Annotated in this window: 9 protein-coding genes; 1 reads left to right on the top strand and 8 read right to left on the bottom strand. The window is 60.6% G+C overall.

The genetic code is table 11. From position 1 onward, the window contains the following. Positions 1-48: 48 nt before the first annotated feature. The 4 genes from PSH88_RS02550 to PSH88_RS02535 all read right to left on the bottom strand — a co-directional run bounded on the left by PSH88_RS02550 (position 49) and on the right by PSH88_RS02535 (position 8,163). On the bottom strand, positions 49-1,350 hold the full coding sequence (locus PSH88_RS02550; protein WP_305424801.1) for a transposase: 1,302 nt from the start codon (positions 1,348-1,350) through the stop codon (positions 49-51). An 85-nt stretch (positions 1,351-1,435) separates the two neighbouring features. After that, positions 1,436-2,680, bottom strand: coding sequence for a metallophosphoesterase family protein (locus PSH88_RS02545; RefSeq protein WP_305424800.1), 1,245 nt, complete (start codon positions 2,678-2,680; stop codon positions 1,436-1,438). Between the two features lie 26 nt (positions 2,681-2,706). Next, a complete protein-coding gene (locus tag PSH88_RS02540) occupies positions 2,707-4,575 on the bottom strand; it encodes a c-type cytochrome (RefSeq protein ID WP_305424799.1) in 1,869 nt (622 codons plus the stop codon). A 135-nt stretch (positions 4,576-4,710) separates the two neighbouring features. Further along, on the bottom strand, positions 4,711-8,163 hold the full coding sequence (locus PSH88_RS02535) for an alpha/beta fold hydrolase (protein ID WP_305483462.1): 3,453 nt from the start codon (positions 8,161-8,163) through the stop codon (positions 4,711-4,713). A 500-nt stretch (positions 8,164-8,663) separates the two neighbouring features. Here PSH88_RS02535 and PSH88_RS02530 point away from each other — a divergent pair, with 500 nt between their 5' ends. Next, positions 8,664-8,894: a hypothetical protein gene (locus PSH88_RS02530; RefSeq protein ID WP_305424798.1), complete on the top strand. Its 231-nt coding sequence runs from the start codon at positions 8,664-8,666 to the stop codon at positions 8,892-8,894. A 322-nt stretch (positions 8,895-9,216) separates the two neighbouring features. Here the strand turns inward: PSH88_RS02530 and PSH88_RS02525 are convergent, their stop codons facing one another. From PSH88_RS02525 to dgcB, 4 genes are read right to left on the bottom strand one after another with little or no spacing between them, the layout of a single operon-like run. After that, entirely contained in the window at positions 9,217-9,783 is a 567-nt protein-coding gene (locus tag PSH88_RS02525; protein ID WP_305424797.1) for a GNAT family N-acetyltransferase, read from the bottom strand. Positions 9,784-9,804: 21 nt separating this feature from the next. Next, positions 9,805-10,575: an electron transfer flavoprotein subunit beta gene (gene etfB / locus PSH88_RS02520; protein ID WP_305424795.1), complete on the bottom strand. Its 771-nt coding sequence runs from the start codon at positions 10,573-10,575 to the stop codon at positions 9,805-9,807. Between the two features lie 15 nt (positions 10,576-10,590). Next, positions 10,591-11,811, bottom strand: coding sequence for an electron transfer flavoprotein subunit alpha (gene etfA, locus PSH88_RS02515; RefSeq protein WP_305424794.1), 1,221 nt, complete (start codon positions 11,809-11,811; stop codon positions 10,591-10,593). Next, positions 11,811-13,760, bottom strand: a complete 1,950-nt coding sequence (gene dgcB, locus PSH88_RS02510; protein ID WP_305424793.1) for a dimethylglycine demethylation protein DgcB — start codon at positions 13,758-13,760, stop codon at positions 11,811-11,813. The genes etfA and dgcB overlap by 1 nt, the downstream gene beginning before the upstream one ends. Between the last annotated feature and the right edge of the window lie 45 nt (positions 13,761-13,805).

Genomic DNA, 13,805 nt, shown 5'->3' with positions numbered 1-13,805 from the left:
ACTGTGGGAGCGGGCTTGCCCGCGATGAGCATAGGTATCTACACATCTCTAAAGTCTTCGGCTGGCCACCCAGCCGATGGCCTCTTTAGCAAAACCCGCCAGTTCCTGGGGCGTGTATTGCTCCAATGTCTCGCACATGGCCAAAAGCATGTATAAACCGGCCAGCAGCGCGGAAGCCGTCACCGGCTGCGAGCGCTTCATCTGTCGACCAGACAGACGGACCAAAAAATCCCGTGTTTGCTCAGCAAACTCCCCCTTAGCCCGCATCAGACGCCAACTGACAGCACATGCCTGACTGGCGATCAACAGCCGTTTGAACACCGCTTCACCGCTCTCTTGCTGCCAGTTTTCCAGCTGATGCCCACCCCCTTTAAGCAGTTTGAAGTAGGACTCGATACGCCAGCGCCAGTAATACCAGAGCGCCAATCGTTCATCTGCGACCTCTTGCTCAAGGTTGCTCAGCAAATACCATTCGGCCAGCAGGTGACCATCGGCTCCCAGTATTCGGCTCACGACGAGCCGGGCCGGCAACGGCTCACCAGACTTGCGCAGCGTCTTGCGGTCGGCCCTGTCTTTGGTGAAAGGCTGGGCTTGGCGAGTCAGCACGACGGCGGTTTCTCCCACCCATTGAATGGCCGGTTTTCCTTTGTAGTCCACCTTGCGAGTTTTGCGGTAGGTCATCTCGCGAGCAATTTGACTCAGGGCCCTCGATTGACCTGCATGACTGGCCGTGGAACCGGCCTTGACTCGCACCAGCCATTGCCGACCTTCGGCCTGCCATTGCCTCAGGTGAGCGACCGAATCAGCCTCTCGATCCACGATATGGACAAGCGGCTTGGCAAAATTCTGCTGTTCCAGCCAAGTGATACGTTGTGTCAGTTCATGCAGATGCTTCTCAGGGGCCAGCACTTCTTCGGCTCGCGTGCTGAGCACGCCGTCCTTGGTCGCCAGATTTTGAGCGGGAGTACAGATCGGTGCACCGTCACGGTCGGTGACTAGCAGGCTGCTTTGCAGCTCGTAACCGATGTCGCCCCGGTGGGTCATTTGCAGGCGATCAGCCTTGCTGTGGTGGTGCATGTAATTGAGCCGAGACCAATCGTGCATGACCAGCGCGTAATCATCACAGTCATCCCGACAACCCTCGTGGGCCAGCGCCAGCAGCGGTTTAACCAGGTCAACGGGCCGAACCCGGTCATTGCTCAAAAATCGCCAAAGGGCTTGCGTCTGTGCAAAAGCCTTGTCGCTTCGCGGCAAGGCTTTCATCCCGGCGGCCAGCGCCGGTAGTCCATTACTGTGTCCCATGACTAACTCGTCGTATCGTTTTGTCAGTCGGGCATCTAGCCCGGTCATTTGATATCCATGCCGTCCCTTTATAGACCAGGATCGGGAGATGTGTAGATACCTATGCCGCGATGAGGCCGTAACATTCACTCCATCAACTCGAAGACCACCGCACCGACCCATCCTCCCCAACAAACGTCTCTTCGATGCTCTCCCCCACCAACCGCACTTTCACATAGCCATTCAACACCCGATCCGGGTACGCCTCATCCCGCGCATTTTGCGTTTCCGACCACAGCACCCGCGCATGCCCGTTCAGCTCGCTGGCATTGCCGTAGGGAATCGCCCCATGCCCGGCGCAGCGTGCATGCAAGCCACCTTGAGTGGCGTAGCAGATGCCGTTATGCAAATGCCCCCAATACCAGTAATCCGGCTCACGGCCCAAGGCATCGCACACCGGTTGATACAGCGCCGTCTTGTGGTGCCCGGAAATGTCGAAGCCCTGGTGATGACTGAGCACCATGATTTTCTTGCGCTGAGGCAGCCCTTTCATCCAGTCGATCTGCTCCTTGTTCAGCGCACCGTCCATGTACAGGTTAATCGGATCGGAGGCATAAGCCGTGTCGAGGCCGATCACCAGCCAGTCATCGTTGTACAACGCAAAATAACTGGTGCCCTGCTGCGCCGGGAATCGCTTGGCCAGTTCCTTGAAATAGCCATGGGCGCCGCTGTACATCTCGTGGTTGGAGTTGAGGGTGAACGAGCCGTGCTTGCCCATGGGCCAGCCGACCATGTCGACGTCTTCCTGGGAGTGGGTGCCGGCGTAATAGACGTCCCCCAGGTGAACGGTGAAATCGGCCTGGGCCAACTGCATCTGATTGGCCACCGATACCGCCGGGGCATGGCTGTCGAACGGCCCGGTGCCCCAGTCGCCGGCGATGGCCAGGGTCACGTCACTGTCCATGCGCATCAGCGCCGGGTTGGTGGCGAACGGTGCGTGATGCCGCAGGTTCTCGATCCACTTGAGCAGCGCCTCGCTCCACAACAGATCCAGCAGTTCCCATTTGCGACAACCGAGCAGGCTGCCGTCCTTGAGCACCCGGGTTTGCAGCTCGTCTGCCGATTGCGGCAAGGGAGTGGCGTTACCGATATGCAGGATCGACAAACCGTGGGCCAACTCCCACGGCACACTCGGTTGATCGTCGGGCAAGTCGCCGTTTTTGAGCACGTAGTGCGCCTGATCATGGCCCCGTTGCAGCAGTGCGACGATGGCCTCGTACTCCTTGGGTTCAAGCTCGCTGACGAGCTTCTTCCAGGCCATTTCCAGGCGGGTGACCAAGCCATGCAGGCGTAGCTTGACCTTGACGTACTCGTGCTCCCAATGACTGACCAATGACATGTCGTCTTCCTCCATCCATAGTGGAATTACAGGGTTTTCATAAACTCGATGAGCGCCCGCTTCTCGAGTTCCGACAGCTGGGTGCCGTACAGGTGGCCGCCGTTGTGATTGCCCTCCAGACGGGTGTCGTATTTGAAGTCCGCCGAGGCCTTCATCTGCTGGCCACTGGTGACAAAGCCGACTTTGTCCTGGTCGTACACATCAGAGCCGGTGAAGAACACCAGCGGCCGCTTTTCCGGTGGTTGCAGCAAGTCCCATAGGGTCGGTACCGAACCGTTGTGCAAGTAAGGCGCGCGCAACCAGACGCCGTCGGTGGGCGTGTTGCTGTAGCTCTGGGTTTTGCGGTAGGCGCCAAAGTCGAACGGCACTTTCTTGAAGCCATGGAAAGCCGTCACCAAGCCTGTGGTGAACGAGTTCAGCCGATGGGGATCGGTGCCCAGTTCATCAATGCTGGTGGTGACCTGACCGGTGTCGGTGCGGCCGAAATCATGGCAACCGGCGCAGTTGTTTTCCCAGACCGGTCTGCCCCGTGCGACTTTGGCCTGATCCAGCGCGAACGGCCAGGCCGGCGCCTTGTGGCCCAGCAACCAGTTGGTCACCCGGTTGAAACTGGCCGGCAGCACCGACTCCGGCGTTGCGCCCACGGCCATGGCCGCCGCGTAATTGCGCTCGTGGATGTCATTGTTGTTGCCGTCCCAGTGCAGGTACATCGACTCCCGAGGCTTCTGGTTCCAGACTTGCGGCAAGTCGACGGTGCCGATGGTCGAGTCATCCGGGAAGCCGAACACCACCATTTTCGTCGGGTTGAAGGTGTCGGTGCGCCCCGGCCCTTGCGGCGCGCGCAGGCGTTGCCAGGCATAGGCCTGCTTCTGCTTGACCAGCGCGCTCGTGGCCATCGGAATGATCACGTAGCGGTTGTACAAGCGCTCGAAAAACCCGAGCTGGAACTTGCTGTTGATCGCCGTCATCACCGCGTCAGGGGTGAATTTCGGGTCGCTGGCGCAATTGTAGGCAAACCACTGGAAGGCCTGCAGTTGCAGGGTATTGGCCGGCGCGGTGGCCACCGGGATGGCGACGTCGCTGGTATTGGCCCGGTAGGAACCGGTGTGACACAGGGCGCAGTTGGGCTCCACGGTCGGGTAGCCGATCTGCCGCTTGGCCATGCCGATCGGCAGGTCCTTGCCGTTCTCGTAGAGGAAACCGAAGACTTCATAGCCGCCGGGTTTTGGCAATTTATCCGGGCACATCTGCGGCAACACGGCGAACAGGTAATAGGGAATCCGCGCTTCGATGCCCAGACCAATGGCACCGTACTTGTAGTGGTCCTCATCGGAGGCGTATTGCTCTGCCGGCACCACCCGCAGCATCTGGTACCAGGTTTCATAGCCGATAAACCCCAGCGCCAGCACCACGACCAGCGTGGCGACCTTGAAGCTGTGCCGTTGCCAGCGTCGCGCCCACGCTGCGCGCCACTCATGCCAGCCGTCGCGAAGCAACGCCAAGGGCCGATTGGCCGGCGCGCTGCCCAGGTACAGCAGACCCCCCAGGATCAGGAACATGCTCAGATCGCCCAGCAGCATCGGCACGAATACCTGGGCCTGGTTGCTGGTGTTGATCAGGTAGATCCAGAACGCCACGGCGACCAGCCGCGACAATACACATAGCCACGAATGCACCACGTATTTGGGCGCGTTGAAGCCTGACGGCATGTAAAAAAGGCTGATCCCCACCAGCAACATGCCGGCGTTCTCCAGCCAAGGATCGGAAAGTTGCGGTGGCATCCCGAGCATCGAAGTCAGCAACGCCGGCGCAAACAGCGCCGGAATCGCGAAGACCATGTTCATCACGATGCCTATCCAGATGAAGCGTTGAAACCAGCGGATGTAACTGTCCATATTTTTCCCCAGATCGTTCCCATCCAGATCGTTCCCACGCTCCGCGTGGGAATGCCGCCATGGACGCTCCGCGTCCGCTTGTGTGACGCAGAGCGTCACGGGATGCATTCCCACGCGGAGCGTGGGAACGATCACCTAGCCGAGAGCGGTTTTCTCCAGATGCTCCAGGATGATCGGGTACACATCGATCACCGCATTCTTGCCGAACATGCAGTCGATATGCCCGTAACCCGGCACCACGTGGCGGCTGTAGCGCTCCGGCCCATGGACTTTGCACACGCGCTCATAAGTCTTGAGCGTGCTTTCGGGCAGGTAGCACTGGTTGTCTTCGCCGCTGATGAAGCAGATCGGCATGGTCAGCCGGTCGAAGTGCGGCATGTAGACGTCCTGCCCCTTGAAGTCCACCAGATGGCCTTTGCGCAGGATCAACGCCAAGTGCTCAAAGGTCTGCATGTTCGATTCGCCGAACAGCTCATGCAGGTTGTCATGCAGGGTCTCGTTGAGCGTGTCGTGGCGGTACAACGATGCGTACATGAAGGTGATGCGATGGCACACCGGGTTGGTGCAGTAGCCCTGGGCCTCGATGCGGGCGTAGCCGTTGAGGGCTTTGTCGTAGAGTTTGTTGAACCAGCTCTCCTTATTGTCGGCATACGCGGTGAGGGATTTGATGCCGATGGCGTCGAGCATCCCCGGAAGGTGCAGACCGGCCTTGAGCCCGGTTGCCGTGGCGACCACCGTATCCGCCGCGATCTGCGAACACACCACCGAACGCACGCCCTGCAACCCGGCCAGCAGCGACATGAAGAAGGTCGTCGCGCCGTAGCAATGCACCACGCATTGCACATCCGCCGCCTTGGTTGCCTGCTGGATCTGCGCGATGGCAGCCTTGAAGTCGTACTGCGCAATCTGGTCGCCGTTCCATTCCTTCTTGCTCGCGGGCAACAGAATGCTCACTCGCAAATCCAGCAGCCAGACGTCGTACTCGTGCTTGCACAGGTACTCCAGCAGGTTGGTCTGGATGGTGTCGGTGGAGAAAATATTCGAGCCCACGCCCAAACCGTGGACCAGCATCACCGGCCCTTTGCTGCCAGCCTGGTAGCGGGTCAGGCGTAGCTGTACGTTGTCTTCGGTCTGGAAGAACTGCACGCTCGGGACCGGCGCATCCAATGGGCGTTTTTGCCGTGGCGGTGCGTCAGGATTGAAGTAGATGTCACCCGCGAACACCCCGCCGTAGCTCTCCCACAAGATGCCCGCGAAGAACTTGCCAAACCGTGCCAGCCCATCGATGCGCTCGCGTTCGTTGCGCGCGTTGAGCACCTTCATGGTGGTCATCTGCTTGGCGAAATCGGCTGGATGGATGTGCATCACACCCGAACCCATCACCTCACCGGTCTTGTCCGCCCCGCGATACAGCGTCACGTAGAGGGTGCTGGTGTCGTGCCAGACGTTCAGCACGCCGTTGTCTTCGGGCACGGTCTTGAACGCGCTGAAGTAATAATCGCTGCCGTCCTCGGCGGTCAGTTTCATGTCGTAATTCATGTGCCGCACACCGACCTGTTCCTGATACTCCTCGAACAGGTTGAACACGCCATTGCTGGCGGTCAGCGGTTCTGGCGACAAGCCTGGAGCATCCAGGGTGCCGACCAGTGTCGCGGCGTGTTCAGGTTCTTTGATCATGCGGTTGAGGTCGTTGGCGGTGATGGTCAGGGTGAACTCGATCGGCGAGTTGTCCGACTCGCCACGTTTGGCCGCCGCCTCGTAGAGTTTCAGATCGGTGCCCTGGGGCTGGGTGAAGGCTTTGGAGAAATAGCCTTTCATGGTTTCGGTGAACTGCACGCCGAGGGTCGGCGCCGCCACCTGTTTGCGCGGTGCCGAGGGCAGCGTGTAGTCGATATGCCAACCGCGATCGGCAGCCAGCAGGCCCATGTTGCGCTCGCTCACGGCAGAGATGGTCAGCAGCGGATTGACCGCCAGGGAAGTCGGGATCACCGCGCCGTCGGTCACGTACAACCCGGCATAGACATTCGTGCCACTGGTGCTGCTGAATACCTGGCCCTTGTGGTTGACCACGCCCTGCTCCGCATCCTCGCCCATCACGCAACCGCCCAACGGGTGGACGGAAACGATGCTGTGTTTGAGCAGCTCGGTCCAGATCGGGTTCTCGACCCAGATCCCGCCTAATGCCTTGGTGCTCTGGTGCAGCCGCTCGTTACCGAGTTTGACGTTTTCCTGCTCGCCAACACCCGGCCAGTCGATGCGCAGCTGGTCCTTGCTGTCGAGCACCATGCGACCCTTGCCGTCGTCGTGGCTCATGATCAGGTAGGTCTGCATGTTGTGCAGGGCGCCGTGATACGGGCCGCGCAGGAAGCTTTCGGCTTCGCGCTCGGCGTACTTGAGCTTGCCGGTGAAACTGTCGTCAGTGGGCTTGCCGATCAATCCGGCGAACGCGGCCATGCTCGGCACCATGGGCCGGCCGAGCGCGCCGGGGATCGAGCCTTCTTCGATGACCATGCGGCTGCGCCAGTCGCCTTCGGTGCGCATGTCGATGATCGAGGTGATGCACGGGCCGACCGGTTTCATTTCATTGGCCGGATGCGCGCCGAAGCCAATGCCGTTGATCGTTTCATCGCAGTTGTGGCCAAAACCGAGGATATCGCCGTTGCCGCTCATGTTTTCGCCGAGCTGATCGGACGTCGCCAGACCTTTGTCCCGAGAACGCAGGAGGATTTCGGTGGAGCCCAGGGTGCCCGCCGACACCACGACAATGTCCGCCTTGACGAACAGCGTCGGCGCGGAGAATTTCTCCCGGCCGCTGTCCAGATACTGGAAGTGCACGATCCAGCCGTCACCGTCGCGCTCCAGATGCCGCACCTCGGCCTGGCAGAAAATCTCCGCGCCGTGGTTCCAGGCATCGGGCAGGTAATTCATCAGCGTGGTGTTCTTGGCCTTGTTGTTACAGCCCGAGACGCAGTCGCCGCAGTGGTTGCACGGCAATTGCTCAACGCCTACATGGTTGAGGTTGTTCGGCAGCTTGTCGAAGGTCACGTTGATCGGCGGCTTGTAGAAATGCGCACCTTGCTTGAGGTAATCAGCGGATTTTTTGTTGGCGTCGAGTTTGGGCAGGTTCGGTGCGGTGCTCGGGTACGGATTGGGCTTGAGCATCTCCCGAGCCCGGGCGTAACCGTCCTTGAGCAAGGTGTCGCGATGCTCACGCACTGCCAGCGGCCAGCGCGGATCGTCGAACACGCCGGGCTCCGGCTCCAGGGCAACGTTGGCGTTGATCAGCGACGTGCCGCCCAAGCCGCAACCGACCACCACGTTCTGCTGCGCATTGACGTGCAAGTCAAACAACCCGGTGCGCGAACCGATGTGCCCGTCCGGGTCATGGACCTGCAGTTCTTCAGTGGCCGCCAGCATCGTATTGGGGTATTCGCCGGGCTGGATTTCCCGACCTCGCTCCAGCAGGCACACCCGCTTGCCAGCGCGGGACAGGCGCGACGCCGCGATCCCGCCGCCGTAGCCGGAGCCGATGACGATCACGTCGTAGTGTTCCTTGATGTCGCTGATGGGCGTGGCGATCCGTGTCATGGGTCATTTCCTCTCAGGCAGATGGGCAACTCTGTGGTTGCCTGCAATCGATAGACGAACAAACGCCTGGTCACCGGGCACGGTCGGGCCTCAATGGCAGCGGCGTCAGGGTTTGGGGAAGGCTTCAAGCGCTATAGGCGAGCGCGCTGATTGGTGGCGCGACGGTGAATCCGTTTACGCAGCAAGGTCGCGGGTGTCGGTACACAGGTCACGCAAGGGGTTGGGTGCGAGCGATGTGGCTGGCTATCCATCACGCGTTCTCCCTGAACCAGATGTGGATAAGTGACGGCTGTCCTTGTGCCCTGAGAGTGAAGACACGCGACAGATCGAAGTCAAGGAAGTGCCTTAGAACTGTATGAAATCTGATCTATCGCGTTGTGGCCTATATAGGCCGTGGCTTGCAGGGTTTAGCGAACAAGTTATCCACATCTCCACCCACAGCTATTGGGGACAACTGTGGATGACGGGCCAAATTTATTCACAAAAAACCAAGAAAAACCGTGACTTATCCAGAAGCAGGGTTTTACCCAAGCATTGGTCGTTTTTTGATCAGAAGTCTGCAGGGCACGTTTTATATGACGTACAGAGGATGGCAAACACCTTATCCACAGAAGCGCCAACAGACTTTGGGGGCAACTTTGCAACGTCTGTGGAAAACCGCTGAAAGCCGTGAGAATTCAGGGTTTGCGGAAGGATCAGGGAGAGAAAAGGGTCAATTGAGCATTATTTGATCAACTGACTGAAAGCCACGGTTTATATAGCCTGTAGCGGACAGCGAACATCTTATCCACAGAAGCGCCAACAGAGATTGGGGGCAAGTATTGGCTTACGAACGAAGTCGTTCTGTGGAAAAAGCTCGGAAAAACCGTAGCTTAGACTGGTTATTTTTTGTACGGAGGGCTGGAGGGCTTGATGGGCAAGGGGTGTAGCGAGGGGCGAACATGTTATCCACAGAAGCGCTAACAGGGATTGTGGGTAACCACAGTGCGTTGTTGGTGTGCACACAATCTGTGATCGACATTGACCCGCTCCCACATAGATTGGGTTCGTGCCTCAAGGCCGATACATCAAATAGGCTTCCCCCGTGACCCGAATCATTGGGTGGGGCGTGATCTGGCAGGTATCGACAATCCGGAAACCATGGCGCTCATAAAACCGCCGTGCGCCGGTGTTCACCGCATAGTCGATCAGGCTCAAGCCATTGAGCCCCAATCGGTTGGCACGGTCGTAGGCATAGGCGAGGAATTGTTTGCCCACCCCCTGATTACGCCAGCCCTCATGCAGGGCCAGGCTCGAAATATAAAGGGTGTCGGGGATTTCCATCGTGGCATACGGCGCCAGGACGGGATCGGTCACGGGAGCGGCCTGAGGGTCGTGGCGCATCGCGTAGCTGTGCAGCATGCCGATGACCTTTCCCTCGACCTGGGCGATCAGGCAGTTCTGATAGGAGAAATCGACGTCTTCACGAGCGTAACGACTGGCACCGACCTCCAGCAGGTCCTGGCCGGGCTGCGCCAGTTGGCTCCAGATGTAATCCGCCGCACCTTCTGATGAAATCTGAAACAAGCGAGCAATCTCACGCGCATCCGCGCGCAGGGCCGAACGAAATTCAACAGCCATTTACCGGGCTCCACAGGACCGTTAGCGAACCACGCCTTCTTCAATCAGCAACTTGAGGATGGCTTCGGCGCCCGCTTGCGCGGTCACGCCCTTGAGCACTTGCCCACCGCCGCCACTGGCCTTGGCCGTCGCGGCCTTCATGCGATCCGCACCGCTCTTGGCCTTGATCACTTTCAAGCGCTTTGGCCGTGGCTTGGCCGGTTGCAGCGTGGCCACCGCCAGCAGTTCATCGTCGACCACTTCGACTTCTTCCGCCTGCAATACCCCACGACGTGCCGGACCGTAGGCGCTCTGCCGCGGCTTGGGTGCCGCGTTATCCACAGTCGCCAGAAACGGCAGGCGCACTTTCAAGCGCCGACGCTGCCCGCGAGGCAAGGCCTGCAGCACCAACGCTGAACCGCCGTCGATGGATTCGACCTGCGCCAAACCCACGACCAGCGGCCAACCGAGGCTTTCCGCCAGCAGGAACGGCAACATGCCCGAGCCTTCACCGGTTTCCGCCTGACTGCCGGTCAGCACCACCTGTGCCCCGGCATCACGCAAATACGCGGTCAACGCCGGCAGCGCATCAGCGCCTTCCGGTTGCTCCAGCACATGCAGCTGCTCCAGGCCCATGCCCAGATAAGCGCGCAATGCCGGTTCCGCGACGTCGCCGGCATGCAGCACTTGCAGGTTATCCCCAGCCAGCTGCAAACCCAGTTCAACCGCCCGCGCATCCTGCTCGGCGCGGCGTGGCCGGCCGGAGGTCGGGTGGGCGCCGATGGACACCAGGCTGATGATTTTCGTGCTCATAACCCTTTCCTTCCCTTAAGCCGCATCGCGCTTGGCGTCGTTGCGGTAAGCCGCTACCGCATCGATCAAGGCTTGAAGAATCTCGGCGCTCTCGCCGATCACCGACAGGTCGGCCCGTTTGATCATGTCGCAACCCGGATCGAGGTTGATCGCCACCACCTTGTCGCAGGCACCGATGCCTTGCAGGTGCTGGATCGCCCCGGAAATCCCCACCGCCACGTAAACCCGCGCGGTTACCCAGGTGCCGGACGCGCCGACCTGCCGGTCGCGCGCCATGAAACCATCGTCCACCGCCACCCGCGACGCACCTTCGGTCGCGCCCAACGCTTCGGCCGTCCTGTGGAAAAGTCCCCAGTCCTTGACCCCGTTGCCGCCGGAGAAGATGAATTCGGCTTCGGCCATCGGAATCGCCGCCGGGTCCACCGCCACAGCGCCCAGATCTTCGATCCGCGACAGGCTGCGGGCGACCGTTGTGGATAACTCCACCGGCAACGCTTCGTGACGGGTTTCGCTGACCGGTTCGGCGCATTCGGCAGCCGCCAGAATCAAGCGGGCCACCGGCCGCGCAAGGTCCTGCAGGCCAGCACCGGCACGGCCGATGCATTCCTGATCCTTGACCTGCCAGACCCGCGTGGCCGGGCGCTCGCCCAGTGCGGCAGCAAAGCGCCGACCCAGTTCGCCGCCACCGCTGCGGCTGTCCGGCAGCAACCAGTGACGCGGGCTGAACTGGTTATCCACAGCCCGCAGACCCTGGACCCGTTGTTCCGGTGCATAACCACTGAACTCGTCGCCCTCAAGCACCAGCAAGCGGTCAACGCCAGCCGTGGCAAAGGCGTTTTCCTTGTGCTCACCGAAGACCACGGCCAGTACCGCGCCGTCCTTGCCGGCCAATTGATGAGCCAGGCCGAGCAAGTCGCGGTCGTGACTGCTCAAGCGGCCGCCGACCATGTCCGGCACCACGCTGATGTAGAACACAGGTGCAGCCACTTGATGCAGCGGCAATTGCACTTCAACCGCGGCTGAGCGTTTGGTCGCCCCGCCCTGCTGAGCGCCGCTGCGGTCGATCCGTTTGATGCCGTTGGGGCCGATAAAACCGATCCCGTGAGGATTCTTGCGGATGAGACCGTTAGGCCCCATCCAGCTGTGTTGCGCCGGTTGCATGGCCGCATGCAGCGGGTGCAAGCGGTTGCGGGCGATCCATTCGGCGCGTGGGTCGCGGCGGATAATGTCGCTCATTAATGCACCTCCGCAGGTTCACGTTTGGCCGGCGCCGATGGCTTTCCCGGCGTTGCGTCTTCGAGCAACGCATCAGCCACCAGTTCGGCGATGTCCTTGATCATCGGACGCGGTTCGACCACGCCTTCGAGCATCGCGGTGCACTGTGGACAACCCACGGCCACCAGTTCGGCACCGGTTTCGCGGATGTCTTCCATGCGCATGTCGGGGATCCGTTGCTTGCCCGGAATGTCGGTGATCGGCGCACCGCCGCCACCGCCGCAGCAGCGCGAGCGGAAACCGGAGCGTTGCATTTCCTTGATCTCGATACCCAAGGCACGCAGCACTTCACGCGGTGCCTCGTATTCGCCGTTGTAGCGGCCGAGGTAGCACGGGTCGTGGTAGGTCACGCTGCTGCCTTTGTGCTGGCCGAGGTTCAGGGCGCCTTCGCCAATGATTTCCGCCATGTACGTGCTGTGGTGCTGCACGAGGTAGTTGCCGTCGAAGGCGCCGTACTCGTTTTTCAGTACGTGGAAACTGTGCGGATCGCAGGTGACGATGCGGTTGAAGCTGTACTTGGCCAGGGTCTGGATGTTGCGTTTGGCCAACAGCTGGAAGGTTGCTTCATCGCCCAAGCGTCGCGCCACATCACCGCTGTCGCGTTCTTCAAGACCCAGCACCGCGAAGTCGACCTTGGCCGCTTTCAGCACTTTGACGAAGGCGCGCAGGGTGCGCTGGTTGCGCATGTCGAAGGCACCGTCGCCGACCCAGAAGAGCACGTCGGTGGATTTCTTCTCGCTGAGCAGGTTCAGGTTCAAATCCGCCGCCCAGTTCATCCGCCCGCCCGGCGCGAAGCCTCCAGGGTTGTCGGTGGCGATCAGGTTTTCCAGAACTTCGGCGCCCTTGTTCGGGGTCGCGCCTTTTTCCAGGGTCAGATGGCGGCGCATGTCGACGATGGCGTCAACGTGCTCGATCATCATCGGGCATTCCTCGACGCAGGCACGGCAAGTGGTGCAGGACCACAGGGTTTCAGCGTCCACCAGACCGTTGACGATCGGTTGATGCGGATTGCCACCGTGCTCGCCGATGGCTTTGCCTGGATACGGGCTGCCAGCGAATTTGGCGTCAGTACCGCCAGCCAGGCCGACCACCATGTCTTGAATCAGTTTTTTCGGGTTCAGCGGCTGGCCGGCGGCGAACGCCGGGCACGCAGCTTCACATTTACCGCACTGCACGCAGGCGTCGAAGCCGAGCAGTTGGTTCCAGGTGAAATCCTTGGGTTTTTCCACGCCCAGTGGCGCGTTCGGGTCATTCAGGTCCAGCGGCTTCAAACCGGTGGAGCGACCGCCACCAAAACGCTCGGAGCGACGGTGCCAGGCCAGGTGCAGGGCACCGGCGAAGGCGTGCTTCATCGGCCCGCCCCAGGTCATGCCGAAGAACAGTTCCGACACGCCCCAGAGCACGCCGACGCCGAGGATCGCAGCCACCACCCAACCACCGAAGTTTTCCGGAAGGATGCCGGCAACCGGCAGGGTCAGCAGGAAGAACGATGCCGAGAACGCCATCAGGCTTTTCGGCAAGCGCATCCACGGGCCTTTGGACAAGCGGGCCGGTGGGTTGCGACGGCGCAGGAACATAAAGATCGCGCCGACAAACATCACCGCCGACATCAGCAGCAGTGCATAACCGAGGATGCGGTTATGCAGGCCAAAACCATGAACCAGAATCGCCAGCACAATGGACGCCACCGCACCACCGGCCGTGGCGACGTGGGTGTTGGCGATGTATTTGTCCCGCGCGACGACATGGTGCAAGTCGACCATGTAGCGCTTGGGCATGGCGAACAGGCCGCCGATCAGGTCGACTTTCGAAGCCCGGCCTCGGCGCCACATAGCCACCCGCCGCAACGCGCCCAGGACAGCCAGGCCCAGGGCAGCGAACAACAGGATTGGAAGAAGGGTGTTCAACATGGTGGAGCTCCCAAAGACCTCGGGGTCTTGCAGGTCGAGATGCCT

It is taken from the genome of Pseudomonas wuhanensis, from assembly GCF_030687395.1.
GTDB lineage: Bacteria > Pseudomonadota > Gammaproteobacteria > Pseudomonadales > Pseudomonadaceae > Aquipseudomonas > Aquipseudomonas wuhanensis.
This window is presented reverse-complemented; position numbering and strand designations above follow the sequence as displayed.

Bases quoted from the DNA above. Each gene is read 5' to 3' on its own strand.
- etfA (WP_305424794.1), bottom strand. From the start codon at position 11,811: ATGAGCGACATTATCCGCCGCGACCCACGCGCCGAATGGATCGCCCGC.
- PSH88_RS02535 (WP_305483462.1), bottom strand. From the start codon at position 8,163: ATGACACGGATCGCCACGCCCATCAGCGACATCAAGGAACACTACGAC.
- etfB (WP_305424795.1), bottom strand. From the start codon at position 10,575: ATGAGCACGAAAATCATCAGCCTGGTGTCCATCGGCGCCCACCCGACC.
- PSH88_RS02525 (WP_305424797.1), bottom strand. From the start codon at position 9,783: ATGGCTGTTGAATTTCGTTCGGCCCTGCGCGCGGATGCGCGTGAGATT.
- dgcB (WP_305424793.1), bottom strand. From the start codon at position 13,760: ATGTTGAACACCCTTCTTCCAATCCTGTTGTTCGCTGCCCTGGGCCTG.
- PSH88_RS02550 (WP_305424801.1), bottom strand. From the start codon at position 1,350: ATGACCGGGCTAGATGCCCGACTGACAAAACGATACGACGAGTTAGTC.
- PSH88_RS02545 (WP_305424800.1), bottom strand. From the start codon at position 2,680: ATGTCATTGGTCAGTCATTGGGAGCACGAGTACGTCAAGGTCAAGCTA.
- PSH88_RS02540 (WP_305424799.1), bottom strand. From the start codon at position 4,575: ATGGACAGTTACATCCGCTGGTTTCAACGCTTCATCTGGATAGGCATC.